Origin of the sequence: Microbacterium sp. NPDC012755 (genome assembly GCF_042901325.1) — a bacterium.
GTDB lineage: Bacteria > Actinomycetota > Actinomycetes > Actinomycetales > Microbacteriaceae > Microbacterium > Microbacterium natoriense.
Genome location: NZ_JBIBCT010000001.1, coordinates 2,518,910 through 2,545,814, shown reverse-complemented (window position 1 = coordinate 2,545,814; position 26,905 = coordinate 2,518,910). Strand labels below are relative to the sequence as shown.

Below are 26,905 nucleotides of genomic sequence, written 5' to 3'. Positions count from 1 at the left end.
TCTGACGGAAGATTCCCAGGAAAGGGCATCTGACACGCATGATCACGCGGAACAGCGGCCCTCAGAGATCGGCGTGCAGTCCCCACACACGCTCGGCCGAACTCGCCCAGGAGAAGGATCGGGATCGGTCGGCGCCGAGCACGCTGAGCCGCCTCGCACCCGAGCCGAGTGCATCTGCGACGGCCTCCGGGATCTCCGACTCGGCGACGACCGCTCCCCCGTCGGCGATCACGTCGCGGTGCACGCCGCTGGCCACGGCGATGACGGGCACGCCGAGCGTCATCGCCTCGATGACGCGCCAGGGCCAGGCGGTCTCGTCGGCGGTCGCGACGAAGGCAGCGGCACCCGCGAAGATCGCGGCTCGGTCCTCCACTGCGAGGGCTCCGCGGATGTGGGCGCGGGACTCGGACAGTCCTGCCGCGGCAGCAAGCTCCGCGAGACGCGGCTCTGAACCCTCTGGCACGTCGAGCACCACGGCGTCCGCATCGACGGCGGCCGCCGCGGCGAACCCCGCCGTCAGCGACGAGGCCGTCCCCGTGAGCACGATGTACCGGGCGGGGAGCGAGAGCGCTGCGCGCCGTGCCGACGCATCGAGCGGGACGACGAGCGCCCGTGGGGCGGCTCCGGGGATGACCCTGATGCGATCACCGAGCTTGCTGAGCGCCGCGAGCCGCTCGGCGACCGCGTGCGAGGGGACGACGACGGCGTCCGCGTGCTTCACGGCCCTGCGCAGCATCCCGCGCTGCCAGACGACCGTCGACTTCGACAGCGTCTCGGGCGCCTCCCAGGCACGCAGGTCCCACAGCGTCACCGTGGTCTGGTCGTTGTCGTGCACGCGATCGTGCCGGACGAGCGGAGCCATGAGGGATGCCGAGTGGATGAGGCCTCCGCCGACGCCGGGCGCGAGTCCCATCTGCCACGACGCCGCGAGTTCGCGGCGCGCGAGGCCGAGCGTGCGCACGTCGGCCATGCCGGCGATGGACACGGTCGATCCCGACGGCACGATCGCCTCCACCCCGCACCCGGAGGGCGCGGTCTCGACCAGACCGGCCGCGAGATCGAGCGCCGCGGAGGCGTGGTCGGCATCGGCGACGTGCACGAGTTGATCCAGAACCACACGCAGCCGAGCACCCATGCCCCCAGGGTAATCGCGGTGCCGCCGGGAACCTGGGAGCCCGGCCCGCATGGCCGCCGATTCCCGGCATCCGCTCACGCGCACAGGCGCCTTCGTGCTTGAATGCTCGCATGAGCGACGGGCGTCTTCCGGTACGTCGCCGGTGGCTCCGTTGGACCATCGGCGTTCTCGTGACCCTCCTCCTCCTGGCCGTCGGCTGGGTGACCGTGCGGGGAATCGGGGCCGTGAACGACCTGCAGCAGGTCGCCGCCTCATCCGGTCAGCTGAAGAAGGCGATCGGCGACGGCGACCTCGAGAAGGCGGCGACCGTCTCCCAGCGCATCGCCCACCACGCCGGGTCCGCCCACGACCTCACCTCCGACCCGGTCTGGCATGCCTTCGGATTCGTCCCGTGGATCGGCCCCAACTTCACCGCGGTGAGCGACGTCGCGGAGATCGCCGATGACATCGCGACAGACGCGCTGAACCCCGTGCTGAAAGCGGCAGGGGATCTCGATCTCGCGAGCCTGGGGTTCTCGAACGGGACCATCGATCTGACGCCATTCGCCAAGATCGAGCCGTCGCTCGCGGATGCCGACGCGACGCTCGCCTCGGCCGTGACGAGGGCACGCCAGATCGACGCCGACGCGACGCTCCCTCCCCTCGCGGACGCGGTCCGCGAGCTGCGCACCACCGTCACGCAGGCGGCGACCGTCGTGGGGTCGCTGTACGGCGCGTCAGCGCTCCTGCCGAGCATGCTCGGCGGTGAAGGACCGCGCAACTATGTGATCGCGATGCAGAACAACGCCGAGGTCCGCTCCTCCGGCGGCATCATCGGCGCCATCGCGCTCCTGCACGCCGAGGGCGGGAGGATCACCCTGAGCCAGCAGGCGTCGACGCGCGACTTCCCCGCGCTCGATGCCTCGCTCTCCCTCAGCGAGTCGACCGTCGCACTGTTCGAGGATCGCCCGGGGCGCTACCTGCAGAACATCACCAACATCCCCGACTTCACCGAGGCCGCGCCGCTCATCGCCGCCCGCTGGCAGGGACGCTTCGGCACCACGGTGGACGGGGTGATCGCGGTCGACGCCGTGATGACGAAGAACCTCCTCGCCGTGACCGGCCCGATCGCGTTCGGGCCCTTCACCGCCGACAAGGACAACGTCGTCAGCCTGCTGCTCTCCGAGATCTACGCCGCCGTGCCGGACCCCGCCGTGCAGGACGAGGTGTTCGCCCAGGCCGCGACCGCGCTGTTCGGCGCGGCGCTCTCGGGAGCGGCTCCGAAGGATCTCGTCGGAGCTCTCGCCACCTCCGCCGACCAGGGCCGCATCCGCGTGTGGAGCGCCCACGAGGACGAGGAGAGGATCCTCGCCTCGTCGTCGCTGGGCGGTGCGCTCCCGGTCGACGGCCCCGACGGGACATACGTCGGGGTGCTCTTCAACGACACCACCGGCGGCAAGATGGACTACTACACGGATGCCGAGATCACCACGTCGATCGGCTCGTGCCAGGGGCGTCCGACCACACGCGTGCAGGTGACGTGGACCAACGGCGCGCCAGCGGATGCGGCGACAGCGCTGCCTCCCTATGTGACGGCGGACGGCTTCTACGGCGTCGCCGCAGGATCGGTGCGGACGCTGATCACCGTCTACGGGCCCGAGGGGGCGACACCGTCGCGCATCCACCGCGACGGCAAGGAGGACCCCGTGCAGACCGCCACCCTCGGCACACGGTCCGCCGTGCAGCACGAGGTGCTCCTCGCACCCGGCGAGTCGACGACGATCACGGTCGAGTTCCAGGGCGACGGCGCGGGCGCGCGCCTCACCGAGGTGACCCACACCCCTCTCGTGAGGGACCCCGCGATCCATCGTGAGGAACTGCGCTGCGCCTCGTGACATTGCCATGCAGATGATGTAGTGTCGTCTGCACTGGGGAATATCTGGGCTCTATCATCCTGTCGTGGGGACAGGAAGGGCCCACGCAGTCGAATGCAGGGGTGTGTTCGGTTGCGATTCCGCGTGAATTTCTGGGGAGAATCATGCTGAAGAAACTGGCTGCCATCAGCCTTACCGTTGGCGCACTCGTGCTCACCGCACCGGTCGCCGCCAATGCCGCAACGGCCGCGTCCGATTCGTACGCGAAGCCGCCGAGCGTGAGCGTCGACGATCCGATCGTCGACATCTGCGAGGTCTCGACCATCGTCTTCGGCGCCGGCTACTTCCAGCCGTCCGAGCACGTGGGCGTGTCGGTGTCCGGACTCAACGCCGCCGATTCGGCGGTCTCGGGCAACACCGCTGCCGCAGACGGCAGCCTCGTCCTGACGTTCCGTCCGCCGTCCAACGGCGAGGGCTCCTACGGAGTCTCGTTCTCCGGCTCGCGCTCGTACACCGCGACCATCACGGTGTCGCACGGGCACGATGCCGCAACGAGCTGCGACCACGATCCGACGGTCGCATCCGCCGGCAGCGAGCTTCCGCTCACCGGTGGTATGGAGCTCGCTCTGACGGGCGGCAGCGTGTCGCCGTGGATCCTCGGCGGCGGAGCAGCAGCTCTCGTCGCAGGTGGAGCGCTCGTCGCCGTGGGAGTCTCCCGCCGCAAGAGCGCCTAGATCTGATCGCCGCCCTGTGCGGTGATCGACTGGACGACGGTGATCCCTCCCCCTCCGATCACCGTCGTCTGGTAAATCCGGTGGTTCACCGGAGGCCCACGACCGCCCCCTTCACTCTCAGGTGGCGGCCGTGGGCTTTTTCATGCCCGCGTTGCACGAGATGACCCGCCGGTATCAGCTCGGGCCGCAGCCCGCGTCTCATGGGGTCGGCGTCGGAGTCTCCGTCGGCGGGTGCAGCGCATCCTGGATCATCTGGTGGATGGAACCGAAGTCGATGCCCTTCTCAGGCACGCCGTTGTCAGGAGTCAGCTCGATCGTCCTGACCTGCTGCTCCTTCGCCTTCGTCATGAGATCGAAGAACTCGGGCAGCTTGTCCTGGGGCAGGTCGGTGTGCACCAGGGCGGTACCCGCCGCCGCGACCTCGTTGAAGCGCGTGAGCACGGTCTGCGGCGTGAACTGCGCCAGAATCGCCTCCTGCAGCTGTCGCTGCCGGAGCATGCGGTCCCAGTCGCTCGTCGTGTACCGCGAGCGGGCGTACCACTGGGCCGTATCGCCGTCCATGGTCTGCTCGCCCGGCTCGATCCAGCCGATGGCCCACGAGTCCACGTCGTGGGCGCCGGAACCGGGGGGCGGCCCGCCCTTCGGTAGACGCTCGGCGACGGTGATCTTCACTCCACCCAGCGCATCCACGAGGTTCGCGAACCCCTTCATGTCGAGGAAGACGTAGTACGGGATCTTGATGCCGAGGATGCCCTCAGCGGCATCCTTCGTCGCCTCGATCTCGGGGTTGGAACCCTGCGCCGTCGCGTTCGGGTAGAGGCTCGCGCCCTCGTCCTTGCGGCACACCTGCACGGCGTTCGTGAGCTGGTTGATGCCAGGGCCCCATCCGCACTTCGAGTCGTTGTGCCCCTCGAAGTAGTTGCGGTAGTCGAAACCGACGAGCTCCGGATCACGCATCGGGCTGTCTTCGGCGAACGGGAAGTTCGGCATGTCTCGCGGGATGCCGGTGATGGTCACCGCACCGGTGGTCGCGTTCACCGAGACGACCGAGATGCTGTCGAAGCGCATCGAGTCGCGTCCTTCGCCGCTGTCGGCGCCGAGCAGGAGGATGTTGTAGTAGCCGTCGCTGGCAGGGAGACTCGGGCCGCTGCTGCCGAAGATGGTCGAGATCGTGCTGCGCACCGTGCCCACATAGGATGCGGCCACACCGGTGACCGAACCGACGAGCCCGAGCAGCAGCAGCGTGACGACAGGAAGCGCGAACTTCGACAGGCCCGGGATCTTCACGAGCCGCACGAGTCTCAGCGTGTCGAAGGTGAGGACGATCCACAGGATGACGTAGCCGACGAGCAGCACCTGCACCGCAGTCAGGACGACAGCGGAGAACCATCCGGCGCCGATCGTGAGCCACAGCAGCGTGGGCCGCGCGAAGAGCGCCAGGCCTGCCGCGACGATGACCAGGAACCAGGCAGTGAGAGTGGCCCCCAGACCGAAGCGGCCCAGTCGCCGGCTACCCGCGAGGAGCTGGGCGGACCCGGGCAGCAGGATGTTGAGAGCGACGAGCCACCAGCCGCGCTTGATCATGGTCCCGGAGTCGGACACGTCGGGATGCCGCAGCGGGCGCGTCTCGATCAGCGGACGCCCGGCTGCACGCGGCGCGGCCAGCGTCACAGAGACTCCTTCAGCCGTTCGTTCTTGTCGTCGACCTGCGACTCGAGGTCACGCGCATAGGCCTCGACCCGATCCGCGAGGTCAGCATCAGACGTGCCGAGGATGCGGGCGGCGAGCAGGCCCGCGTTCTTCGCCCCTCCGATGGACACCGTGGCGACGGGGATGCCCGCCGGCATCTGCACGATCGACAGCAGCGAGTCCATGCCGTCGAGATAGGCGAGAGGCACGGGCACCCCGACCACGGGCAGCGGCGTCATCGAGGCGAGCATCCCCGGCAGATGGGCGGCTCCCCCGGCTCCCGCGATGATGACGCGGAGACCACGGCCGCGGGCCTCTCGCGCGTAGGACATGAGCTTGTCGGGGGTCCGGTGGGCGGAGACCACCTCCACCTCGTGCGGGATCCCGAAGTCGGTGAGCGCCTGAGAGGCGTCGCTCATCACCCGCCAGTCGGAGTCGGAGCCCATGACGACGCCGACGAGAGGAGCGGTGGAGGAGTGCAGTGGCTCAGTCACCAGATCAGGCTAAGGTCTCGCGCTGTGAGAACCCCCCAGCGGCACACCTCGACGCGCACTGTCGTCGAGCGGGCGACCGCTCAGACGAAGTGCGCCGCTGCGGCGCGGGCCACATAGACCGCGTCGTCGAGATCGTCACCCGACACGTTCACGTGACCCACCTTGCGCCCAGGGCGGGGCGCCTTGCCGTAGGTGTGGATCTTCGCCGACGGGTGCTCTGTCATGGCGGCGGCGAACCGCTCGTCGAGCGTCCCCTCGGAAGGGCCCCCGAGGATGTTCACCATGACCGACCAGGCGGCCCGCGGCGAGGTGTCGCCGAGCGGCAGGTCGGCGACGGCACGCAGGTGCTGTTCGAACTGCCCGGTGACGGCGCCGTCCTGGCTCCAGTGTCCGCTGTTGTGCGGACGCATCGCGAGCTCGTTCACGAGGATGCGCTCGTCGTCGGTCTCGAACAGCTCGACGGCGAGCATCCCGGTCACTCCGAGGCCTTCGGCGATCGCACGCCCGATCTCCTCCGCGACCTGGACGAGCCTGTCGGGTGCGGCAGGCGCCGGAGCGATGACCTCGGCGCAGACGCCGTCGCGCTGCACCGTCTCGACGACCGGGTACGCGACGATCTGCCCGCCGGGTCGCCGAGCGACCTGCTGCGCGAGTTCGCGGACGAAGCCGACGAGCTCCTCGACCAGCAGCGCCTCCCCCTCTGCCAGCGCATCGAACCAGTCCTGCGCCTCGTCGGCGGCGCGCACCACTCGTACGCCCTTGCCGTCGTAGCCGCCGCGCGGGGTCTTCACGACCCCCTTGCCGTCGTGGGAATCGAGGAAGGTCTTCAGCTCATCGGCATCCCGCACGGCCGCCCATTCGGGCTGCGGCACGCCGAGCTCTGCCAGACGCGCCCGCATGACGAGCTTGTCCTGGGCGAACTGGAGGGCATCGGGACCCGGGTGCACGGAGACGCCCTCCGCCACGAGCGCGCGCAGCACATCCTGCGGGACGTGTTCATGGTCGAAGGTGATCACATCGACGTCCTTCGCGAAGGCCCGCACCGCGTCCAGATCACGGTAGTCGCCCACCGCTGTCGCGGCGAGCTGGGCGGACATGCCGTCGCCCTCTGCGAGCACCCGCAGGTCGAGCCCGAGCTCGACCGCCGGAGCGATCATCATCCTGGCCAGCTGGCCTCCGCCGATCACGCCTACACGCAGCGCCATGTGCCGCCTCCATTCGTCATGACCATTCTCCCGCACCGGTGCGGGAGCGGGTGACACGGTCTCTCAACCGACCGAGACTGCACGGCTTCGTCGGCGGCAGAGACGACTCAGATGCCGAAGGGCGTCTCGGCGCCGGACTGCGCGTCTCTGTGGGCGAGGATCTGACTGACCTCGATCTGGTCGGCCAGAGTCTCGTGGACCAGCGTGACGTTGGGCACGTTCGCCAGACGCAGCGGAGCGTCGACGCCGTTGGTGAGCGTGATCGTCCCTGCGCCCCACATGCGCTGCAGCACCCCGCGCCGAACGCCGATCGAGTATCCGCGTGCATGAGACATCTCGCGCCGGTTCCTGGACCCCACGCCGTTGTTGACGATCACCCTGCGCGTGGTCATCGTGACGGTCCGCGAGTGCCAGATCACGTAGGGAACGATGACCAGAAGAACGATGAGCAGCCCAGCCGCCGTCAGCAGCATCCAGTCCTCGAAGGGCGCAGGGAGATTCCCGTAGAGGTACGCCGTGGCGCCGCACGTCGCGATCAGGACCAGCGCCGACCAGAACAGCCGTCGCGCCTGACCACGGAACTTCGCGATGAGGAGCTCTTCCGTGGGCACGCCGGGAGGCGGCATCGTCGGGCGGCCTCCGAGAGTCACGGGCTGGGTCACCCCTCCATTGTGCATGCACCGACCGACAACGGCGCCCGCACTCCGGGCGTGTCAGTCTCGGGCGGGGCGGACGTGGACGACGTCACCGGCCGAGACGGCGTGCTCGACGCCGTCCGCCAGGACCATGAGGCGCCCGTCGTCGTCAAGCGAGAGCGCGGTGCCCTGGAGCGTCCTGTCGCCGGGCAGCGACACCGTCACCTCGGCGCCGATGGTCGCACAGCGAGCGCTCGCGGCGGAGTGGAGTCCGCTGGAGACGGCGTCTCCCGCGTCGATCAGCGCCGTCAGGAGCCGGTCGAGGCCGCGCAGATAGTCGGCGATCAGCCGATCGGCATCGGCCTCCGCGCCGAGCACCGCGAACGACGTCGCGGTGGGGACGGGGAGGTCGGACGCTGCCATCCCCGTGTTGACACCGGTTCCGACGATCACCGCTTCGGTCACGGCTTCGGCGAGGATGCCGCAGATCTTGCCTCCGTCGACCAGGATGTCGTTCGGCCACTTCACGGCGACGTCGTGGCCGGGCAACTGCGCGGCGATCGCATCTGACATCGCCACCCCCGCCGCCAGAGGAATCCATCCCCTCGCCTCGGGACGCTGCGGAAGCTCGCGAAGAAGCACGGAGACGGCGATCGCCGCGCCGGGAGGGGCGATCCAGCTGCGGTCGAGGCGGCCCCTGCCGGCGGTCTGGTTGTCGGTCGCGATCGCGGAGAGATGAGGCCAGCCTCCGGCATCCGCGGACTGAGCCCTCAGGTCGGCGTTCGTCGACCCCGTCTCGGAGAGGACACGCAGCCGCGAGGCGACGGCTTCGGTGAGCGGGAGCTGCACGCTCATTCGTCCACGTCGTCTTCGTCGCCCTCTTCGTCGTCATCGTCCTCATCGGGGCGGACCGCGCCCATCTCGTGGGCGTGCCAGCGCTCCCACTTCTGCATGAGCTGCTCGACGGCGGCGTGGAACTTCTCCGTGGCGACTCCCTGGGTGGTATCGCCGAAGTAGTGCTGCACCCACATGCGCAGACGCGCGATCGCCGCCTCGTCGGCATGGACGCGCTCGACCTCGGCGACGATGTCTCGCGCGGCATCCGCGGTCAGCCACTCGCAGTCGGAGAGGTAGCCGTTCGTGTCCACGGACGCCTGCTCGTCGACCGGACGGGTGATCATGAGGGGCTTGCCCACAGCGAGGCGGTCGTAGACCATGGCGGAGATGTCGACGATCGCGACGTCGGCGGCCGCGAGCTGCCAGCCGAGCTCCGGGCCGTCGTCGTAGACGTGCTGGGCTGTCGCGTCGGCGGCATTGGCCGCCGCGATCGCTGCGACGATGCGTCGATGCGCGGCGCCGTACCCGTCGTCGATGACGCCGCTCCGCGGGTGGGGGCGGTAGAGCACGCGATGACGGCCGGTGGCGAGCAGCGCGCCGACGAGAGCCTCACCGTGCGACGCGATCGAGCCGTAGTGCGCACTCGGGCGGTCGCCCTCCCAGGTCGGCGCGTAGAGCACGACGGTGCGCTCATCGGGCGTGTACGGCAGTGCCCCGGAGTAGTGATCCGCCTGCGGGCGCCCGATCTCGATCGTGCGCCGGTCGATGTCGTAGTCCCACAGCGTCCGGCTGAGTCGGTCTCTCGCCGCCTGCCCCGCGACGAACGCGTAGTCGTACGCCTTGTACTGATTCGTCGTCATGTACATCTTGTCGGACTCACCGTGGTTGATGAAGACGTGCCAGCGCCGGCCGTAGCGGAACATCTGGAAGTTGCGCGTGTTCTGATTCACGTACAGCACGATCCGGATGTCCTGATCGGCGATGTACCTCTCGAGGTCTCGCACCGTCGGCACGAAGGCGACGGGAGGAGCGTCCTCGTCGAGGAGCTTCTCGGCGCCCGTGGCGACCCGGGACAGCACGACGACGGGCCAGCGCTTCGCGAGCTCGGCCAGCGGACGGTACCACTGACGCATCTGGTACATGTTCACGGCGCCGTCTGCGAAGTACACGGCGACCTTGAAGTGCCCGGAAGGGTGCGGGCCGTCCTCTGCGAGGCGTCGACGCACGCGCTGCACGGCCGAGCGTGAGCGGAGTGCGCGTCTGAGCAGTCGGTAGGCCTTCTTCGCGTCGGACACTGCACCCATCCCTCCAGAGTACCGAGTCGGGGTCGCGCGCTCGGCTCCTCGGCGGCTCCCGAGAGGGATAGAGATGGTTCCGTTATCCGAGAATCCGGTTCCATGTCGATCGGCGGACGCGCCGACGTCACCGCCGCCCTCGGTCAGCGAACCCCCGATCGCGTCATGACATGATCATCATGTGCCTGACCACGTAACCACCGCGCATCCCGACGGGGTGTCCTTCGTCATGCCGGTGCTCAACGAGCGGGCCTACCTCGAGCACGCCGTGGCCTCCGTCCTGCAGCAGCGGCTCGACATCCCCGCCGAGCTCGTGCTCGCGCTCGGCCCCTCCACCGACGGGACGACGGAGCTCGCGCAGCGGCTCGCGAGTGAGGACTCCCGCATCCGTCTCGTGGAGAACCCGGCAGCGCACATCCCTGTGGGACTGAATGCGGCCATCCGAGCCAGCAGGTACGCGACGATCATCAGAGTCGACGCGCACTCCGAGCTCTCCCCCGGCTATGCCGCCCGCGCCATCGACACGCTGGATCGCACCGACTCCGCGAACGTCGGCGGCGTCATGCGCGCCGAGGGGCGCACGCCCTTCCAGAGGTCCGTGGCCCGCCTCTACAACTCCCCCGTCGGCCTCGGCGGCGGCGCCTATCACGGCGGATCCCAGGAGGGCGAAGCCGAATCCGCGTATCTCGGCGTCATGCGGCGATCGGTGCTCGAGGAGGTCGGCCTCTTCGACGAGTCGATCAGGCGGGGCGAGGACTGGGAGCTCAACCTCCGCATCCGCCAGGCCGGACACCGCGTGTGGTTCGATCCCGAGCTGTCGGTGACATACTGGCCGCGCGAGAACTGGCTGCGACTGGCCCGGCAGTTCCGCGCCACCGGTGCGTGGCGCGGCGAGCTCGTGCGCAGGTTCGGTCGGCGCAACGGCATCCGCTTCTTCGCTCCGCCTGCGCTGGTGCTGCTCGTCGCTCTCGCCCTCATCGTCGGCGTGCTGCAGGCGACCGGCGTCCTCTCCGGCGTGGTGTCGCTCGTCGCATCCCTCGTCTACCTGCCGCTCGCGATCTACATCCTGCTCGACGTCGCGGTCGCCCTCGCTCCCGGAGGCGGCGGCATCCGACAGCGGCTCTGGACGCTGCTCGTCATGCCGACCATGCACCTCTCGTGGGGGCTCGGCTTCCTCGGCGGCGTGCTGCGCGGTGCGGGCGACACCGTGGACGCGTCACGGCTGGGCACGAGGAACACCCCGCTGCCCTGACACGGATCAGCGGGTGACGTAGCCCTGGTCGAGGATGCGCGACACGACGCGCTCGGCGGCGTGGCCGTCATCCCTGGTGTTGAACTGGGCACGCCAGGCCGCGTAGCGCTCCGCGTAGGCGGACTCGTGCCCCTGGTCGGCGAGGGCGGCGGCCAGCTCCTCCTGGGTGTGGACCAGCGGCCCCGGCGCCCTCTCCTCGAGATCGAAGTAGAACCCCCGGAGCTGACCCCGGTAATGGTCGAGGTCGGGAACCAGGAAGTACATCGGCTTGCCCGTGACGCTGAAGTCGAACATCACAGAGGAGTAGTCGGTGATCAGCGCGTCAGCGGCGAGGAGGAGCTGCGACGTCTCGGGGAATCCGGTCACGTCGATGACCCGTGCACCGGCGTGATCGCGTCCGGTGTCGATGGTGCGCGAGTGCCCTCGGACGAGCACGACGGCATCCGCCTGGGCGGCGAGGGCCTCGGGGTCGATGAAGTCGACCATCTCCCGGCGGTCATCCCGCCAGGTGGGCGCGTAGAGGAGCACGCGTTCCCCCTCGGCGATGCCGAGGGCCGCGCGCACGAGCGCAGGATCGCCGGAGACGAGCGCGTCATTGCGGGGGTAGCCCTCCACCCAGATCGGCCGACCGAAGAACGCGTAGGCCTTGCGGAGGATCCGCTCGGAGTAGGTGTTCTGAGCGAGCAGCACGTCCCAGCGGCGCGACTCCTTCACCACGGCCGCCATGCGCCGAGGGTCGAACCCGGGGCGATGCAGCGCCAGCCTCTTCAGCGGGGTGCCGTGCCATGTCTGGAGGACTCGCTGGCCCGCCTTACGGGCGAAGCGCCGACGCAGCCAGTCGTTCACCACCAGCAGACGTGCGGCCGCCCTGGCTCTCCACCACTCCGGGCTGCCTTCGACGACGGCGATGGCGCCGTCGGGAACGGCGACGGAGAGATCGACGACGCTCCAGTACCGGGTGACCCCCGGCGCCAGCGCGGCGAGCGCCCTGTCGATCGCCTGCGGGTTGCAGCCGACCGTCTTGCCGTAGAAGCTCTCGAAGAACACCGCGTTCTCGGTGCCACCCGCCTGCGCCACGTAGCGCTCCTCGAGGGTCGACTGCCCTTCCGCGGTCTCGTAGACCGGATCGATCGGAGCGCCGATCACCACTGCGCCCGCGTGCACCGCGATCCGGAGCCCCGCGAGCAGGGTCGACGGGATCTCCACGGCACCGAGGTCAGCGCCGTCGATCCGCAGCTCGTACTCACCGGCCGGGAGCGGCAGAGGCGCGCCACCCCATCTCGATGCGCGCAGCGGGAAGACCGCCTTCCAGGTCTTGCCGCCGCCGGTGAGGCGCGCGTCGACGCGCGCACGGGCGCCGAGGAGCGTCGCGCTCGCCGGGCGAGCGCCTGCACCCGAGATGATCAGCTCTTCGGCCGACTCATCGATCCGGGCCGTGGTCATACTGCTCCCTTCGGCGCGGGGACTCCCCGCGCGCGGATCACGTCGTAGACCCGCTGTGTGTTGCGTCCGTCGCGGAACGCATGCATCTGAGCGCTGAGCGTAGCGGAACGCGCGGACCTCTCGGCGAACACGCCCTCGTCAGACAGCAGCGGCTCCAGCTGCGCGATCAGCTCATCCCAGCTGCGTGCGAAGTCCTTCCCTGCGACCTCGGCGAACCCTCCGTAGAACCCTCGGGTCCGTGCGTACTCCTCGGCATCCGGCGCGAGGAAGAGCACCGGGGTCGCGAGCAGCCCCACGTCGTAGGCGAGGGACGAGTAGTCGGTCACGAGCACGTCGACCGCGGGGAGTGCGGGGGTGACGTCGGCGAGGACGCCGGCCCCCAGCATCCGCACTCTCCTGCTGGGCAGAGGCGACGCGTACCCGCCCTCCCCGAGCGGATGCGAGCGCACCAGCAGCACGGAGTCGGTTCTCTCGAGAGTCCTGATGATGTCGATCCACTGCGCGGCGCTCGGCACCGCCGGATCTGCCGCGCCGTCGCGCCAGGTCGGGGCGTACAGGATGGTCCTGGCTCCGTCGGGCAGCTCGCCGACGGCGCTCACGAGCAGCGCAGATGCCGCGGCTCGACGCTCGTCGGCGATCCCCGCGGAGAGCACGTCCACCCGGGGCTCGCCGGTGACGACGACCCGGGCGTCGCCGATCCCGAACGCGGACTCCAGCCGACCGCGCGAGCGGTGCGAGGCGGCGGGCAGCACACGGATGCGCTGAGCAGCGCCGCGGTAGAGGAGACCGACCACCCGGCGCAGCAACGACGCTCCAGGGATGTTCGGCACCTGGGTCGTGGCCGGCGAGTCGAGCCCGATGCGCTTGAGCGGGATGCCGTGCCACAGCTGCACGACGAACGCGCCGGCGTTCGCGTAGCGGTTCACGTCGCCGAGGCCGTGGGTGACCACGAGCACCCCGGCCCGCGCGGTGGCCCACCATCCGCGGAGTCCGCCCTTGGGGACCGTGCGGATGCCGAGCGCTGCCGCCTCGCGCTCCTCGCGCTCGGACGAGGTCAGCCACAGCGTGTCGTGCCCGTTCGCCTGCGCCAGCCGCTGCAGAGCCAGCGCGCCGTCGCCGATCCCGGCTCCGCAGCCGAAGACCCAGCGCCGACCGCGCGGCACGATCAGTGTGCCGATGCGGCCGGCGGCGTACAGCGGGATCCGGAGCAGCTTGGCCGCATTGCCGGAGCCGAAAGAGAAGGACGCCACCCCGCGAGCCTATCGCGCGGGTGGCGTCCTTCTCTGTGAGGCGGGGTGCTACTTGGCGAGCGTGCCGAGCGTGACGTCGGCCTCGTACTCCTTGCCTCCGCGGACGTAGGTGACCTTCGCGTCGCTGCCGGCAGCCGCGGCGCGCACCTGGGCGGTGAGGTCGCTCGCGTTCGTGATCGGCACGCCGTTGAACGCGGTGACGATGTCATCGGCCTTCAGCCCCGCGGCACCCGCGGCGCCGCCGTCGGTGACCTCGGCGATGTAGGCGCCCGCCTGAGTGGAGCCCTCGACCGATGCCGCGTCGCGGACCGACGCGCCGAGGAGTCCGTGGGTCGCACTGCCGTCCGCGATGATCTCCTTCGAGACGCGCTCGGCGATGTTCGACGGGATGGCGAAGCCGATGCCGATGGAACCGGACTCCTCGGAGCTGCCGGAGCTCGCGATCGCCACGTTGATGCCGATCAGCTGGCCCTTGCTGTTCACCAGCGCACCGCCCGAGTTGCCGTGGTTGATCGCGGCATCCGTCTGGATCACGGCGATCGAGATCGACTCGGACGTCTGCTGGTTGGTGTTGCCCGGCAGGTCGAACTGGAACGGGCTCGACTGGCCGTCCTGAGGCGTCTGCTGATCCTGCGGCGCATCCTGCGACGACGAGTCCGGCAGAGCCGAGGACGCGATCTGGATGCTGCGGTTCAGCGCGCTGACGATGCCGGTCGTGACCGAGTTCGACAGCCCGAGCGGGGCGCCGAGCGCGACCGCGGTGTCTCCGACGTTGAGCTTCGACGAGTCGGCGAACGTGATGGGCGTGAGACCCTTGGCGTCCTTCAGCTTCACGACCGCGAGGTCGTAGATGGGGTCGGTGCCGACGACGGTGGCGTCGTAGATGCGGCCGTCCGACGTCGTGACCCTGATCGTCGGGTCGGCGACGGCCCCGCCCAGGGTGACCACGTGCGTGTTCGTCAGGACGTAGCCGTCGTCGCTGATGATGACGCCGGAGCCGCTGCCGGCCTCCTTGGAGCCGGCGACCTCGATCGTGACCACGGAGGGCAGCGCCTCGGTGGCGACGGCCGTGGTCTCGTTGACGGATCCGGGGTTGTTCACCGTGACGGTCTGCGGTCCCTCGGCCGATCCGGTCGAGGGGGTGCTGCCGAGCCCGGTGAAGATCGCGCCGCCTCCGAAGCCGGCGACGCCTCCCACGAGGGCGGCGGCCACGACGATCGCCGCGAACTTCACGCCGCTGCGCGGCTTCTGGTCCTTGGTCTTGGCGGCACCGGTGGGGTCTCCCGTCGCGAACGCCTGCGGGGCGCCGAGCGGGACGGTCGGCTGGGTGCCGTCGTGGATGCCGAACGCGGCTCCGGGCGAGGTCGCCGCGATCTGCGGCTGCGCCTGCTGGCCTCCGTAGAACTGGGGAGCCGTGGATGCTGCGGGGGCGTAGGGTCCTGCCTGCGCCGCCTGGCCGAACGGGGTCGGGGCCGACACCGCGGGGGCGACCGGGGCCGACGGAGCGACGGGAGCCGTCTGCGCCGAGGTGAACGTCGACGGGACCTCGTGTCCCTGTGCGACGGGTGCCGCCGGGGCATCCACGACGGGCGTGGAGGCGACAGCGGGCGTGTCAGCTGCGGCATCCGACGTCGAACGGTCGACGAACGGGGCGGCATCGGTGGTCGGCACGGCGTCGTTCGACGGGAGTGCCGGGTTGTCCTGGGTGTTGTCTTCGTTCATGGTGTCTGCTCCTTCAGCAACGCCCCTTCAGAGTGCCGCCCGTGTCTGTGCGTTTCTTATGTCGAAGGTGAGTTTCACCTATGGCCTTAGCCTGTTCTTCATGAGTGTCATTCCCGGCGCATGGAGGCGCACGGCAGCGGGCGCAGGACTGCTCGCATCCGACGGAGGCGTCGCGCCCACCATCTTCGCAGAGATGTCTGGACTCGCGGCGAGAACAGGGGCCATCAACCTGGGCCAGGGCTTCCCCGATGAGGACGGCCCCGCCGAGGTCCTGGAGGCTGCGAGAGCCGCGATCGCGAACGGCGCCAACCAGTATCCGCCCGGTCGCGGTGTGCCCGATCTGCTCGCGGCGATCAGCGAGCACCAGGAGCGCTTCTACGGGCTTCACGTGGACCCCGCCACCGAGGTGATCGTGACGGCGGGCGCGACGGAGGCGCTCACCGCGACACTCCTCGCCCTCATCGACGGTCCCGGCGATGAGGTCGTCGTCTTCGAGCCGTACTACGACTCCTATGCGGCCGCTGCGGCCCTCGCCGGGGCGAAGCTCGTGACGGTGCCGCTGCGGGCGCCGGACTTCCAGCCCGATCGGGATCAGCTGGCCGCAGCGGTCTCGGATCGCACGCGGATCATCCTCGTGAACGACCCGCACAACCCCACCGGGGCGGTCTTCGGCCCCGACGTGCTCGCCGACATCGTGCGTCTGGCGCACCGGCACGACGCGGTCATCGTGACCGACGAGGTGTACGAGCATCTCTCGTTCCGCTCCCCGCACACCCCGATCGCGACGCTGCCGGGAGCGGCAGAGCGCACCCTCACGATCTCCTCAGCGGGCAAGACCTTCTCGACGACGGGATGGAAGATCGGCTGGGTGCACGGCCCCGCCGCGCTCATCACGGCCGTCCTCACCGTCAAGCAGTACCTCACCTACGTGAACGGATCGCCGTTCCAGCCCGCTGTGGCCGTCGGGCTCCGTCTGCCCGACTCCTCCTTCGCCGAGGCCGCGGCTACCCTCGAGCGCAAGCACGCGATCCTCGGCGACGGTCTTCGTGCCGCCGGATTCACGGTGCACGCGCCGCAGGGAGGCTACTTCACGGTGGCCGACGCGACGGCGTTGGGAGGAACGGATGCCGCGGCGTTCTGCCGTGCACTGCCGGAGAGGGCGGGAGTCGCCGCCATCCCCCTCTCCGCATTCGTCTCCGAGGGGCGCCGTGGGGACTACACGGGCCTGGTCCGCTTCGCCGCGTGCAAGCGGGTCGAGGTGCTGGAAGAGGCCGCGAGGCGGCTGTCTGCGCTCGACGCCTGAGTCAGCGCGGCACCACCCGATAGCGCCGTACCCGCAATGACGGGTTCGCCGCCCGCACGCGGTCGATGGCGGAGCGCTCCACCGGGGCGACCGCGATCCCCTCCACGACGCCGGCGCCCGCGAGCACCACGCCCTGGGGATCGATGATCTGCGAGTGCCCGACGCCGATCGGCGCAGGGTGGTCGGCGGCGATCACGTAGGCCGTGTTCTCGATCGCCCTCGCCGCGAGCAGCGTCGTCCAGTGGTGCTCCTTGAGCGGGCCGCGCACCCACTCCGCAGGGACCACGATCGCGTCGACGCCTGCGTCCATGAGCGTCCGCGCCACCTCGGGGAAGCGCAGGTCGTAGCAGGTCATCAGCCCGAAGCGGATGCCGGCGACCTCGAACGTCGCCGCCTCTCCCACGTCGCCGGCCTCCACCCAGTCCGACTCGGTCTGGCCGAAGGCATCGTAGAGATGCTGCTTGCGGTACGTCGCGAGGACGCCGTCTCCGCGGACCGCGACGACCGTGTTGCGCACACGCCCCTCGCCCGAGGCCCGTTCCGCGAAGCCCGCCACGATCACCACGCCGTGGTCCGCGGCGAGAGCGGTGAGCGTCGAGACGAACTCTCCGTCGAGCTGCTCCGCGTTCTCCGCCAGCGAGGTGTCCATCGGCTCGACGAAGTAGCCGGAGTACTCGGGGAACACGACCAGAGCCGCTCCGCGGCGCGCGGCGTCCGCCGTCATCCGTGCGATCCGCTCGAGATTCTCTTCACGGACTGCCGTGGGCGCGAACTGGCATACGGCGACGGGCACGGCTGCGGTCTCGGACATGCACCCATCCTCCCGCATCCCGGGCCGAACAGCCGGAAAAGGCGAAGGCCCCCTGATCAGATTTCCTGATCAGGGGGCCTTCTCTTGTTGCGGGGACAGGATTTGAACCTGCGACCTCCGGGTTATGAGCCCGGCGAGCTACCGAACTGCTCCACCCCGCGGCACAAGGAATAGCCTAACACGGAATCTGAGGGTGCGCGAATCGAGGCCGCGAACACTCCCCCGAGACGCGAATGGGCGCCCCTCGCGGAGCGCCCATTCGTTCATCGGATCGGTGTCACTTGCCCGTGTCGCCGTCCAGGGCGAGCAGGGTGTTGACGGCGTCCGTCAGCCTCTTGTCGGCCTCGGCGAACGCGGTGAGGTCGCCGGCCTTCAGCGCGGCCTCACGGTCGGCGAGGGCCTGAGCCGCTGCCGAGAGAGCCTGGGCTTCCGCGTCTGACGGAGGAGGCGTCGTTCCGCCCTCGGCGGGAGGAGTCGTGCCCCCTTCCTCCGGAGTGGTCGGCGTGACCTGCCCGTCACCACCCGCCGCCCCCGCCTCGCCGCCGAACAGGGCATCCAGCGCCGCTGTCAGCGTGTCCTCGAAGGCGACGTTGCCGCCGAAGGCGACCAGCACCTTCCGGAGCTTCGGAACCTGGGTGTTGTCGGCGGACTGCACGTAGACCGGCTGCACGTACAGCAGGCCGCCTCCGACCGGCAGCGTCAGCAGGTTGCCGTACGCGACCTCCGACTTTCCGATCGTCAGGACGTTCAGCTTCTCGGCGACGACCGGGTCGGAGTCGAAGGTGTTCTGCACCTGGCCAGGACCGGGCACGGTGGTGTCGTCGGTGATCTCGAGCAATCGCAGAGTGCCGTAGCCGTCCGCCCTCTTGCCCTTGTCGCCGCCGGCATCCGAGTCGACCGCCAGATAGCCCATCAGCACGTCTCGCGAGCTGCTCGACCCCGAGGAGGCGGGGATGAACGTGGAGAACATCGAGAACCGCGGCGAATCCTGCCCCGGCATCTTCATGCTCAGGTAGTACGGCGGCTGGAGCATCTCCTTGCTCCGCGGGTCCTTCGGAGTCTGCCAGCGGTTGTCGAGCTGCGCGAAGGAGCCTGCGTCGTCGATGTGGTAGATCCCGAGGATGTCGCGCTGCACCTTGAACAGATCGGTCGGGTAGCGCACGTGGCTCATCAGGTCGCCGGACATCTCCCTGATCGGCTTCAGCGTGGACGGGTAGACCTTCTGCCAGGTCTGCAGCACCGGATCGCTCTTGTCCCACGCGTAGAGGGTCACATGACCGTCGTACGCGTCGACCGTGGCCTTGACCGAGTTGCGGATGTAGTTGATCTCGTCGATCGCGAGCGACGGCGTCGGCGTGCTCGAGTCCGCGATCGCCTTGGAGAGGCTCACGCTCGTCGAGTACGGGTACGAGGCGCTGGTCGTGTAGCCGTCGACGATCCACACCACGCGTCCGTCCACGACGCTCGGGTACGGGTCGCTGTCGAGCTCGAGGTAGGGGGCGACCTTCTGCACGCGGGTCTTCGGCTCGCGGTCGTAGAGGATCTGAGACTTCTCGTTGACGAGGTTCGAGAACAGGATCTGCTCGGACTGGAACTTCAGCGCGTACAGCAGCTTCGTGAACGTGTCGCCGATCGCCGGCCCCCCGTTCCCGTCGAAGGTCGTCGTCGTGTTGGCATCGCCCTCCGCACCACGCGGGTAGTCGATCTCGACCGGGTCGGTGCCCTTGGGGGCGCCGACGATCGAGTACTCCGGCGAGTTCTCACCGAAGTAGATCCGCGGCTCGTACTTCTCCGAGTCGGTGAGGTCTCCCGAGGTGGGCATGCCGCGCTCGATGAACACCGGCTCGCCCGACGCGGTGCGCTGGTTGCCCGCCATCGCGAGCAGCCCGTAGCCGTGGGTGTACACCGCGACGCGGTTGTTCCAGGTGTCGCTGTCGCCGAGGTTCGCCATGTCGAGATCGCGGACGGCGACCACCGTGTCCTGGGCGACGCCGTTGACCTGGTACCGGTCGACGTCGAGCGTCTGCGGGAACTGGTAGTAGTCGCGCGCCTGGTCCTGCTGGCGGATGACGTCGTTGACGATCTTCGGGTCGATGATGCGGATGGAGGCGGTGGTGTCGGCGTCCTCGCGGAGCTGGCCGGCCTCGGCATCCGTCTTCGCGGTGAAGGGGGTCACCTCGACGTCCGCGACGCCGTAGGCCTCCTTCGTGCCGTCGATGTTGCGCTGGTAGAACTGCGACTGGTACGCGTTCTGATTCGGCTTGACCTGGAACGTCGTGACGATCCACGGGTATCCGACGCCCACGACGAGAGACGCGACGAGCAGCAGCGCGGTACCGGCGAGCGGGAAGCGCCAGCGTCCGATGATGGCGGTGACGAAGAACAGCACGGACACCACAGCCGCGACCACCGCGAGGATGGCGAGTCCGGGGATCGTCGCGTTGACGCCCGTGTAGGCCGCTCCGGTGATGCGGTCGTCAGGAGCGACGAGGGTCTTGTACCGGTCGAGCCAGAGGCTCGCCGCCTGCACGAGCAGGTAGAGGCCCGCGATGACGGCGAGCTGGATGCGCGCGGGCTTGGAGATGCGCAGCTCGCCCTGACCGATGCGCACGGAGCCGTAGAGGTACGACACCAGCGCGGTGACCAGGAGGCAGAGCAGGAGGACGGCCGAGACGAACGCGAGGAGGATCGTGTAGAACGGCATCGCGAACATGTAGAAGCCGGTGTCGAGGCCGAACTGCGGGTCGACCGCGTCGGTCGCCACGCCGTTCGCCCACAGCCACACGGTCTTCCACTGGCTGGCGGCGGAGAAGCCGGCGAACAGGCCGAAGAAGATCGGCATGCCCCACATCGCGAGGCGCCGGAGCGGCTCGATGACCTCCTGGTAGCGGTCGAGCTGAGAGCTCAGCCGCACGTAGACCGGTCGCAGCCGGTAGGCGAGCTGGATCGCGACGAACAGGGGCGCCGCCATGCCCAGGAAGCCGATGACGAACATGAGCACGGTGGCGAACCACTGCGTCGTCAGCACGGTCGTGAATCCCAGCTGGTCGAACCAGAGGAACTCGGTGTACAGCGACGCGAAGACGAAGAAGCCCGCGATCAGCGCGGCGATGATCACCAGCGAGATCCCGACGATTCGTCGTGAGGTTCGAGGCGTGGCCGGATTCGGAGAAGAGGTCGAGGTCACCGTCCCATCCTAGGCATGCCTTACTATGCGGCGGCTCTCTGTCCGATCACGGAGAGGTCACGGGCGCTGCGCGATCATTTCGTGCAGGTGGGCAGGGCGTCGACGTCTCCCCCGTCGGCGATGACCTCGAGAGCACTCAGGGACTCCTCCAGCGTCGAGGTGCTGATCACGGTCAGCCCCGACGGCACGTGGCCCACCACGTCGGCACAGTTCGACTCGGGAGCCAGGAAGTAGTCGGCGCCGGCATCCCGCGCTCCGTAGAGCTTCTGGCGGATGCCACCGATCGGACCGACCGTGCCGGCGGCGTCGATCGTGCCCGTGCCGGCGACGTCCTTGCCGCCGTTGAGCTCGCCGGGGGTGAGCGTGTCGATGATCCCGAGCGCGAACATCATTCCGGCGCTCGGCCCTCCGACGTTGTCGAGCTGGATCGTCACGTCGATCGGGAAGTGGTACTCGGTGCGCAGCGAGACACCGATCAGCCAGGTCGTGACGTCGCCCTCGGTGTGCTTCTGCGGAGTGACCTCCACCTGCTTCTCCTCGCCGCCTCTGAGCACGGTCAAGGAGACGGGGGCACCGGCGGCATCCTGCACGGCCTTGCGCAGCTGCGTGATCGAGGTCACCTCGACGCCGCCGATGGCGCTGATCACGTCGTCGGCCTGGAGCACTCCGTCGGCGGGCGAGTCCGCCGCGGGCTCGACCACGGTCACCTGCGCGCCCGTGTCGTAGCCCAGCTCGCCGAGAGCCGCCGCCGTCGCCTCGTGCTGCGAATCGACCATCATCGCGGAGTTGCGCTCATCGCGCTGCTCGGTCGTGACGCCCTCGGGGAAGACGGAGTCGAGGGGCACGACCGCGCGCGAGGAGTCCGACCAGGCGAGCGCGAGCTCGAACCAGCTGGGCGTGCGCTCGCGGTTGCCGACGACCTGGACGGTCGTGAGGTCCAGGCTGCCGGCGGTCTCGAAGGTCTCCGCGCCCTTGACGCTGATGAGCGGCACCTTCTCGCCGTCGGCCCCTGCGGCGGTCCCCAGCGTGTTGTAAACAGGACCGGGTCGCTGGATCACGTACGGCGAGGGCAGGAACGTGAGCACGGCGAGGGAGATCAGTGCGACGATCAGCGCCCATACGCCCAGTCCGAGCTTCACAGACCGGGTTCGATCCACAGCAATCCTCCGTCGTTCGCGAGCGGCGTACAGCGAACGGGACCGTGCACCTGTCTCGGTGACTAGCGTAGATCCCACGGCTATAGGCGTGCTGAGAGGGCGAGCGAGATGTCAGACAACGATCCGACCCCAGAGGACTTCCAGGAGTTCCTCCGAAGAATGATGTCCGGCCAGGGCGGTGGAGACATCGACCCTGAGGAGCTGCGCAACGCCCTCGGCGGCATGGAGGGTCTTCAGCTCGACCCGGCGATGATGCAGACGATCATGTCCCAGCTGCAGGGCGCCTTCAACGGCGACCCCTGGGAGAACGCGCTGCGTCAGGCCCTGCACATCGCGAACCGCGACGGCCTCGGCATCACCGACGGCTCCCGCACGTCTCTCGTCGACTCGTTCGCCCTGGCGAACCTGTGGCTCGGCGAGGTCACGACGATCTCCGAACTGTCGGAGGCCCCCAAGGCCATGACCCGCGGTGAGTGGGTCGAGGCGACCCTGCCCGTGTGGAAGGAGATCGCCGACCCCGTGTCGACGAGCATCGCCGATGCGCTGACCGGCGCCCTCGACACCCAGGTCCCCGAGGAGATGCGCGGCATCGTGCAGGGCGCGGGAAAGCTCATGCGGGGTCTCGGCGGCTCGGTGTTCGCCGCGCAGTTCGGTCAGGTGCTGGGCAACCTGTCGCTCGAGGTCGTCTCCGGAGGGGACGTCGGCATCCCCGTGCTCCCTGCGGGGACGGCGGCGGTCATCCCGCAGAACCTCACCGCCTTCGGCGAGGGCCTGGAGATCCCCGAGGATCAGATCGCCCTGTACCTCGCCACGCGCGAGCTCGCCTACGCCCGCCTGTACCGGCACGCGAAGTGGCTGCACCTGCACGTCATGGCGCAGATCACCGATTTCGCCCGCGGAGTGTCCGTCGACATGGACGCCCTCGAAGACGTCGCCAGCCGCCTGGACCCGTCCAACCCGGAGGAGCTGCGGGCCGCCATCGAGGGCGGCGCCCTGCTGCCCGCGCAGACGGAGGCGCAGCGCGAGGCTCTGGCCCGCCTGGAGAACCTCGTGGCGACGATCGACGGATGGGTCGACGTCGTCACGGCGCAGGCGACCTCCCGGCTGCCCGACGGCGCACGCATCGCCGAGGCTGCGCGGCGACGTCGCGCGGTGGGCGGTCCCGCCGAAGACGCTCTCGGCGCCCTGGTCGGGCTCAAGCTCCGTCCGCGCCGCCTTCGCGAGGCCTCCGCCATGTGGCAGGCGGTGACGGATGCCGTCGGGACGGCCGCCCGCGACGCGCTGTGGGACTACCCGGACCTCATGCCGACCGCCGAGGACATCGACGACCCGAGCGCCCTCGTGTCACGACTGCAGGCGCTCGCCCGTGGCGAGCAGCCAGAGGCCGACGAGTTCGACGAGGCGCTCGCACGCCTCCTCGACGGCGATGACTTCTCCGACAGCGGGCCGGACGCCGGTGCGGAAGACGACGAGCCCGGCCCCGGAGACGAACGACCCGTCTGACCGCCGGCGGATGCCTCCGCCACCCTCCACGGACGAGTTGTCCACCGATGAGTCCGGCCCGCCCCACGGCGGCGCCGGACTCTTCAGAATCGGGGCATGCCTCCGCTGACCTCGAAGACGATCACCCGCCTCGACCCCGCGCTGCCGCTGCTGTGGCGCGACGGGGAGACCTTGCAGTTCGGCGTCGACGGGGACGTCAGGGTGCGGGTCGACGCCCCCTGGGTCGAGCTGCTTCTGGCGCGTATGGCGAACGGCTTCCGGCGCATGTCGTTCGACGTCATCGCCCACGGTGCCGGTGCTCCCCACCGGCAGGCCAGAGCGCTGCTGGCGCGGGTGGAACCGCTGCTCGTCGACGAGGAGGTCTCGTACCGAACGGCATGGGTCGAGAGCATCGATCACGTCGACGGACGCTCCGAGTACCGGATGAGGGAGGCTCTCGCCGACGAGGGCGTCTCCCTGGGGCGCCGCGAGAGCCGTGAGGATGTCGGCGTGATCCTCGTGCAGGGTGCCGCCGCTGCGCTCCAGTTCGCCCGCTACCTGCGCGAGGACACGACGCACCTGCCGGTCGCGTTCGAGCGCGGCAGGACGACGGTGGGGCCCCTCGTGATCCCGGGACGGTCGGCCTGCCTGGCCTGTCGAGACGGCCACGAGCGTGATCGTGACCCCGCGTGGCCGCGGCTGCACACCCAGCTGATCGGTCGCGGCGCCGGCCCGATCTCCGCCGCGCGCGTCGCGGAGGCCGCGACGCTGGCCGCCCGCCTGCTCTCCGACGCGGCGGAGGTGGGGACGTACGCGGAGGTCAGCGCGACGCGCGGCCGGTCGTGGCGCTCGGTGTCGTTTCACGAAGATTGCCGGTGCCGCGTGCCGTCGTCCCGATCTCCGCGAGGAACCTCGACGGCGCCCGTTCGCCTCGGCCGGCCGAGCGAGACCAGGACAGCGACAGCGTTCGCGCGGCCCGCGTGACGCCGACGTACGCGAGTCGGCGCTCCTCGTCGATCGCCTCGAAGCCCGTCGCATACGAGATCGGCAGCGATCCCTCGGCCCAGCCCGCGAGGTGCACGTGGGGCCATTCGAGGCCCTTCGCGGCGTGCAGGGTCGACAGCGTCACCGTGCGCATGGTCGGCTCGTGCTGGTCCTTGGCCCTGGCCATCAGCGCGTCGCTGAAGCCGCGCAGCGTCGCGTCGGGGCCCGCCTCTTCCGCAAGACGGAGGATCGCGCGCCTGGCCTCCCAGCCGTCGCGCTGCGCACCGCCCGCCGCGGGCGGCTCCTCCGTGAGGCCGAGCTCGCGGAGCACCCGCTGCACCCCGGCGAGGAAGGAGTGCTCGGTCGGGGCCACAGCGGCGGCCCGGAGTGCGAGGATCGCCTGACGCACTTCGGGCATGTTGAAGAAGCGGGTGCCGCCGAGCACGCTCGTCGCGATGCCCTCCGCGGCGAGCGCCTGTTGGAGCACGGCGGACTGCGCATGTGCGCGGTAGAGCACAGCGATGTCGGCGGGGGAAGCCCCCGCCTCGATCCGCGCGGAGATCGCCGCGGCGATGCCCGCCGCCTCCTCCCCCTCCGTGTCGAAGGCCGTGACCGTCGGCGGATCCGCGCTGAACGAATCGCGCGCGGGGACCAGCTCGAGTGCGCCAGGACGCCCGTGCATGAGGGCGTTGGCTGCTTCGAGGATGGGCGCCTGCGATCGGTAGTTCGTCTCCAGGCGCACGACGGTGGCATCGGGATGACGGCGCTCGAACTCCAGGAGGAACCGCTGCTCGGCGCCAGCGAACGAGTAGATCGTCTGGCTCGCGTCGCCGACGACGCAGATGTCGCGCCGGTCTCCGAGCCACAGCTCCAGCAGCCGGTTCTGCAGGGGCGACACGTCCTGGTACTCGTCGACGGTGAAGTGCCGGTACTGCTCGTGCACGGACGCCGCGACCCGCGGCTCGGCCTCGAGCATCCCCGCACAGGCGAGGAGCACGTCCTCGAAGTCGAGCTGGTGACGTTCGTCCTTCAGCGCCTCGTAGGCCCGTTGCAGCTCGACCAGCTGCGTGGCGTCGACGCCGCTCACCGTGCGGCCGAGCGCGGCATGCTGGTCGATCGAGAGCATCGAGACCTTGCGCCACTCGATCTCCGACGCGATGTCCCTGAGCGTCGCCGTGCTGGGGCGCAGCCGCATGGCGTCGGCCGCCTGTCCGAGCATCCGGACCTTGTTGTCGATGATGCCCGGCGCGGGCGCTCCGGCGAGCGTGGGCCAGAAGAAGTTGAGCTGCGCGAGCGCGGCGGCGTGGAAGGTGCGCGCCGCGACGCCCTCGACGCCGAGGGCCCGCAGTCGGCCCCGCAGCTCGCCGGCGGCCTTCGCGGTGAAGGTCACAGCCATCACCCGCGAGGGCGAGTACGCCCCGGTGTCGACGCCGTGCGCGATGCGGTGCGTGATCACGCGGGTCTTTCCCGTGCCGGCCCCGGCGAGCACCGCGACAGGCCCCCGCAGGACGGATGCCGCCTGCCTCTGCCTTTCGTCGAGTGCCTCCAGCGCGCTCACGCGCGCTCCTCGTACCAGGCGATGATCAGCGCGCGGGCGATGGAGGCCGGCCCCGGCAGACCCACCGGGCCCTCTCCGGCGAGCGCGGAGCCGATCTCTGCGCGGGAGAACCAGCGCACGTCGATGATCTCCTCGCCGTCTGGGCGCGCCTCGTTCTCGTCCACCACGACGGCGCGGAAGCCGAGCATGAGGGAACGAGGGAACGGCCACGGCTGCGAGGAGACGTAGCGCAGCGACGACAGCCGCACGCCGGACTCCTCCTCGATCTCCCGATGAACGGTGGACTCCAGCGACTCCCCCGCCTCGGTGAACCCCGCGAAGCAGGAGTACATGCGTCCGGCCCAGTTGGCGTTGGCGCCCAGCAGCAGCCGCTCGCCGTCAGCGCTCTCGACCGCGACGATCACGGCCGGATCGGTGCGCGGGAAGTGCTCGCGTCCGCACTGCAGGCACCGGCGGGACCAGCCCGCCTGACGCAGCTCGGTGCCTCCACCGCACGCGGGGCAGAACGGCGCGTCGCGCAGCCACCCGCCGAGGGCGAGCGCCTCGATGAGGAGTTCGGTGTCGTCGGCGCCGAGTCTCGCACCGAGATCGCGGAGTCCCAGCCAGGTCTCGTCCGGCGCCGCGTCGATCGTGTCGACCTCAGGCCCGAGAGCCGCGAGCAGGATGGCGGCGCCCTCAGAGCTGCGCCCCAGGAGAGCCCAGGTCGCATCCGCGATCGTCGACGGTGCGACGAGGAGCAGACCGTCGCGGTCGACCCGCACCCGCCCCTCACGCACGGCGACCACCCGGGTCGTCTCCTCCGCACGCAGTCTCTCGATGACGTCCGGCTCCGCGCGGAGATCGGCTGCGCGGTCGAAGGGCGTGTGCGGAATGGTCATC

General features: G+C 69.8%; 20 protein-coding genes and 1 tRNA gene. 5 read left to right on the top strand and 16 right to left on the bottom strand.

Features of this window, described 5'->3' with window-relative positions:
- Nucleotides 1–61: 61 nt before the first annotated feature.
- Nucleotides 62–1,135 carry a glycosyltransferase gene (locus ACFY5A_RS11775; RefSeq protein WP_387234193.1) on the bottom strand — a complete coding sequence of 358 codons (1,074 nt, stop codon included), beginning with the start codon at nucleotides 1,133–1,135 and terminating at the stop codon, nucleotides 62–64.
- Nucleotides 1,136–1,245: 110 nt separating this feature from the next.
- On the opposite strand from ACFY5A_RS11775, the gene ACFY5A_RS11770 reads away from it, so the two are divergent.
- A complete protein-coding gene (locus tag ACFY5A_RS11770) occupies nucleotides 1,246–3,009 on the top strand; it encodes a DUF4012 domain-containing protein (protein WP_387234190.1) in 1,764 nt (587 codons plus the stop codon).
- Between the two features lie 143 nt (nucleotides 3,010–3,152).
- A complete protein-coding gene (locus ACFY5A_RS11765) occupies nucleotides 3,153–3,722 on the top strand; it encodes a hypothetical protein (protein WP_341939710.1) in 570 nt (189 codons plus the stop codon).
- A 198-nt stretch (nucleotides 3,723–3,920) separates the two neighbouring features.
- On the opposite strand, the gene ACFY5A_RS11760 is transcribed toward ACFY5A_RS11765, so the two are convergent.
- The 6 genes from ACFY5A_RS11760 to ACFY5A_RS11735 all read right to left on the bottom strand — a co-directional run bounded on the left by ACFY5A_RS11760 (nucleotide 3,921) and on the right by ACFY5A_RS11735 (nucleotide 9,886).
- Nucleotides 3,921–5,393: an LCP family protein gene (locus ACFY5A_RS11760; protein ID WP_387234186.1), complete on the bottom strand. Its 1,473-nt coding sequence runs from the start codon at nucleotides 5,391–5,393 to the stop codon at nucleotides 3,921–3,923.
- The gene (purE, locus tag ACFY5A_RS11755) at nucleotides 5,390–5,857 is read right to left on the bottom strand and encodes a 5-(carboxyamino)imidazole ribonucleotide mutase (RefSeq protein ID WP_387235937.1); all 468 of its coding nucleotides are present in this window, start codon (nucleotides 5,855–5,857) and stop codon (nucleotides 5,390–5,392) included. The genes ACFY5A_RS11760 and purE overlap by 4 nt, the downstream gene beginning before the upstream one ends.
- A 128-nt stretch (nucleotides 5,858–5,985) precedes the next feature.
- Nucleotides 5,986–7,110: a 5-(carboxyamino)imidazole ribonucleotide synthase gene (locus ACFY5A_RS11750; protein ID WP_341939712.1), complete on the bottom strand. Its 1,125-nt coding sequence runs from the start codon at nucleotides 7,108–7,110 to the stop codon at nucleotides 5,986–5,988.
- A gap of 107 nt (nucleotides 7,111–7,217) precedes the next feature.
- The gene (locus tag ACFY5A_RS11745; protein ID WP_387235934.1) at nucleotides 7,218–7,736 is read right to left on the bottom strand and encodes a PH domain-containing protein; all 519 of its coding nucleotides are present in this window, start codon (nucleotides 7,734–7,736) and stop codon (nucleotides 7,218–7,220) included.
- 87 nt (nucleotides 7,737–7,823) lie between these two features.
- Complete coding sequence (locus ACFY5A_RS11740) at nucleotides 7,824–8,600, bottom strand: biotin--[acetyl-CoA-carboxylase] ligase (RefSeq protein ID WP_341939713.1); 777 nt, start codon at nucleotides 8,598–8,600, stop codon at nucleotides 7,824–7,826.
- A complete protein-coding gene (locus ACFY5A_RS11735) occupies nucleotides 8,597–9,886 on the bottom strand; it encodes a CDP-glycerol glycerophosphotransferase family protein (protein WP_341939714.1) in 1,290 nt (429 codons plus the stop codon). The genes ACFY5A_RS11740 and ACFY5A_RS11735 overlap by 4 nt, the downstream gene beginning before the upstream one ends.
- Before the next feature lie 172 nt (nucleotides 9,887–10,058).
- On the opposite strand from ACFY5A_RS11735, the gene ACFY5A_RS11730 reads away from it, so the two are divergent.
- Entirely contained in the window at nucleotides 10,059–11,129 is a 1,071-nt protein-coding gene (locus ACFY5A_RS11730) for a glycosyltransferase family 2 protein (RefSeq protein WP_387234181.1), read from the top strand.
- A 6-nt stretch (nucleotides 11,130–11,135) separates the two neighbouring features.
- Here ACFY5A_RS11730 and ACFY5A_RS11725 read toward each other — a convergent pair whose 3' ends face one another.
- The 3 genes from ACFY5A_RS11725 to ACFY5A_RS11715 are packed head-to-tail and all read right to left on the bottom strand — an operon-like array spanning nucleotide 11,136 to nucleotide 15,544.
- Nucleotides 11,136–12,572: a CDP-glycerol glycerophosphotransferase family protein gene (locus tag ACFY5A_RS11725; RefSeq protein WP_387234178.1), complete on the bottom strand. Its 1,437-nt coding sequence runs from the start codon at nucleotides 12,570–12,572 to the stop codon at nucleotides 11,136–11,138.
- Nucleotides 12,569–13,822, bottom strand: a complete 1,254-nt coding sequence (locus ACFY5A_RS11720; RefSeq protein WP_387234175.1) for a CDP-glycerol glycerophosphotransferase family protein — start codon at nucleotides 13,820–13,822, stop codon at nucleotides 12,569–12,571. Before ACFY5A_RS11720 ends, ACFY5A_RS11725 begins: the two co-directional genes overlap by 4 nt.
- 48 nt (nucleotides 13,823–13,870) lie before the next feature.
- Complete coding sequence (locus tag ACFY5A_RS11715) at nucleotides 13,871–15,544, bottom strand: trypsin-like peptidase domain-containing protein (protein WP_387234172.1); 1,674 nt, start codon at nucleotides 15,542–15,544, stop codon at nucleotides 13,871–13,873.
- A 100-nt stretch (nucleotides 15,545–15,644) separates the two neighbouring features.
- On the opposite strand from ACFY5A_RS11715, the gene ACFY5A_RS11710 reads away from it, so the two are divergent.
- A complete protein-coding gene (locus ACFY5A_RS11710) occupies nucleotides 15,645–16,847 on the top strand; it encodes an aminotransferase class I/II-fold pyridoxal phosphate-dependent enzyme (protein WP_387234169.1) in 1,203 nt (400 codons plus the stop codon).
- A 1-nt stretch (nucleotide 16,848) separates the two neighbouring features.
- Here the strand turns inward: ACFY5A_RS11710 and ACFY5A_RS11705 are convergent, their stop codons facing one another.
- The 4 genes from ACFY5A_RS11705 to ACFY5A_RS11690 form a co-directional block, all read right to left on the bottom strand.
- Nucleotides 16,849–17,658, bottom strand: a complete 810-nt coding sequence (locus ACFY5A_RS11705; protein ID WP_387234165.1) for a carbon-nitrogen hydrolase family protein — start codon at nucleotides 17,656–17,658, stop codon at nucleotides 16,849–16,851.
- A gap of 87 nt (nucleotides 17,659–17,745) precedes the next feature.
- Nucleotides 17,746–17,819 (bottom strand) — tRNA-Met (locus tag ACFY5A_RS11700).
- A 116-nt stretch (nucleotides 17,820–17,935) separates the two neighbouring features.
- Entirely contained in the window at nucleotides 17,936–20,845 is a 2,910-nt protein-coding gene (locus tag ACFY5A_RS11695) for a UPF0182 family protein (RefSeq protein ID WP_387234162.1), read from the bottom strand.
- 74 nt (nucleotides 20,846–20,919) lie between these two features.
- On the bottom strand, nucleotides 20,920–22,002 hold the full coding sequence (locus ACFY5A_RS11690) for a S16 family serine protease (protein ID WP_341939722.1): 1,083 nt from the start codon (nucleotides 22,000–22,002) through the stop codon (nucleotides 20,920–20,922).
- Between the two features lie 108 nt (nucleotides 22,003–22,110).
- Between ACFY5A_RS11690 and ACFY5A_RS11685 the strand changes: the two genes are divergently transcribed.
- On the top strand, nucleotides 22,111–23,505 hold the full coding sequence (locus tag ACFY5A_RS11685; protein WP_341939723.1) for a zinc-dependent metalloprotease: 1,395 nt from the start codon (nucleotides 22,111–22,113) through the stop codon (nucleotides 23,503–23,505).
- A gap of 799 nt (nucleotides 23,506–24,304) precedes the next feature.
- On the opposite strand, the gene ACFY5A_RS11680 is transcribed toward ACFY5A_RS11685, so the two are convergent.
- Both ACFY5A_RS11680 and nudC read right to left on the bottom strand, forming a co-directional pair.
- Nucleotides 24,305–26,026: an ATP-dependent helicase gene (locus tag ACFY5A_RS11680; protein ID WP_105672512.1), complete on the bottom strand. Its 1,722-nt coding sequence runs from the start codon at nucleotides 26,024–26,026 to the stop codon at nucleotides 24,305–24,307.
- Nucleotides 26,023–26,904: an NAD(+) diphosphatase gene (gene nudC, locus ACFY5A_RS11675; protein ID WP_387234156.1), complete on the bottom strand. Its 882-nt coding sequence runs from the start codon at nucleotides 26,902–26,904 to the stop codon at nucleotides 26,023–26,025. The genes ACFY5A_RS11680 and nudC overlap by 4 nt, the downstream gene beginning before the upstream one ends.
- Nucleotide 26,905: the final 1 nt, after the last annotated feature.

Coding starts and splice junctions, on each gene's coding strand:
- ACFY5A_RS11775 (WP_387234193.1), bottom strand. CDS start 1,135: ATGGGTGCTCGGCTGCGTGTGGTTCTGGATCAACTCGTGCACGTCGCC.
- ACFY5A_RS11770 (WP_387234190.1), top strand. CDS start 1,246: ATGAGCGACGGGCGTCTTCCGGTACGTCGCCGGTGGCTCCGTTGGACC.
- ACFY5A_RS11765 (WP_341939710.1), top strand. CDS start 3,153: ATGCTGAAGAAACTGGCTGCCATCAGCCTTACCGTTGGCGCACTCGTG.
- purE (WP_387235937.1), bottom strand. CDS start 5,857: ATGGGCTCCGACTCCGACTGGCGGGTGATGAGCGACGCCTCTCAGGCG.
- ACFY5A_RS11750 (WP_341939712.1), bottom strand. CDS start 7,110: ATGGCGCTGCGTGTAGGCGTGATCGGCGGAGGCCAGCTGGCCAGGATG.
- ACFY5A_RS11745 (WP_387235934.1), bottom strand. CDS start 7,736: ATGCCGCCTCCCGGCGTGCCCACGGAAGAGCTCCTCATCGCGAAGTTC.
- ACFY5A_RS11740 (WP_341939713.1), bottom strand. CDS start 8,600: ATGAGCGTGCAGCTCCCGCTCACCGAAGCCGTCGCCTCGCGGCTGCGT.
- ACFY5A_RS11735 (WP_341939714.1), bottom strand. CDS start 9,886: ATGGGTGCAGTGTCCGACGCGAAGAAGGCCTACCGACTGCTCAGACGC.
- ACFY5A_RS11725 (WP_387234178.1), bottom strand. CDS start 12,572: ATGACCACGGCCCGGATCGATGAGTCGGCCGAAGAGCTGATCATCTCG.
- ACFY5A_RS11715 (WP_387234172.1), bottom strand. CDS start 15,544: ATGAACGAAGACAACACCCAGGACAACCCGGCACTCCCGTCGAACGAC.
- ACFY5A_RS11710 (WP_387234169.1), top strand. CDS start 15,645: ATGAGTGTCATTCCCGGCGCATGGAGGCGCACGGCAGCGGGCGCAGGA.
- ACFY5A_RS11705 (WP_387234165.1), bottom strand. CDS start 17,658: ATGTCCGAGACCGCAGCCGTGCCCGTCGCCGTATGCCAGTTCGCGCCC.
- ACFY5A_RS11685 (WP_341939723.1), top strand. CDS start 22,111: ATGTCAGACAACGATCCGACCCCAGAGGACTTCCAGGAGTTCCTCCGA.
- nudC (WP_387234156.1), bottom strand. CDS start 26,904: ATGACCATTCCGCACACGCCCTTCGACCGCGCAGCCGATCTCCGCGCG.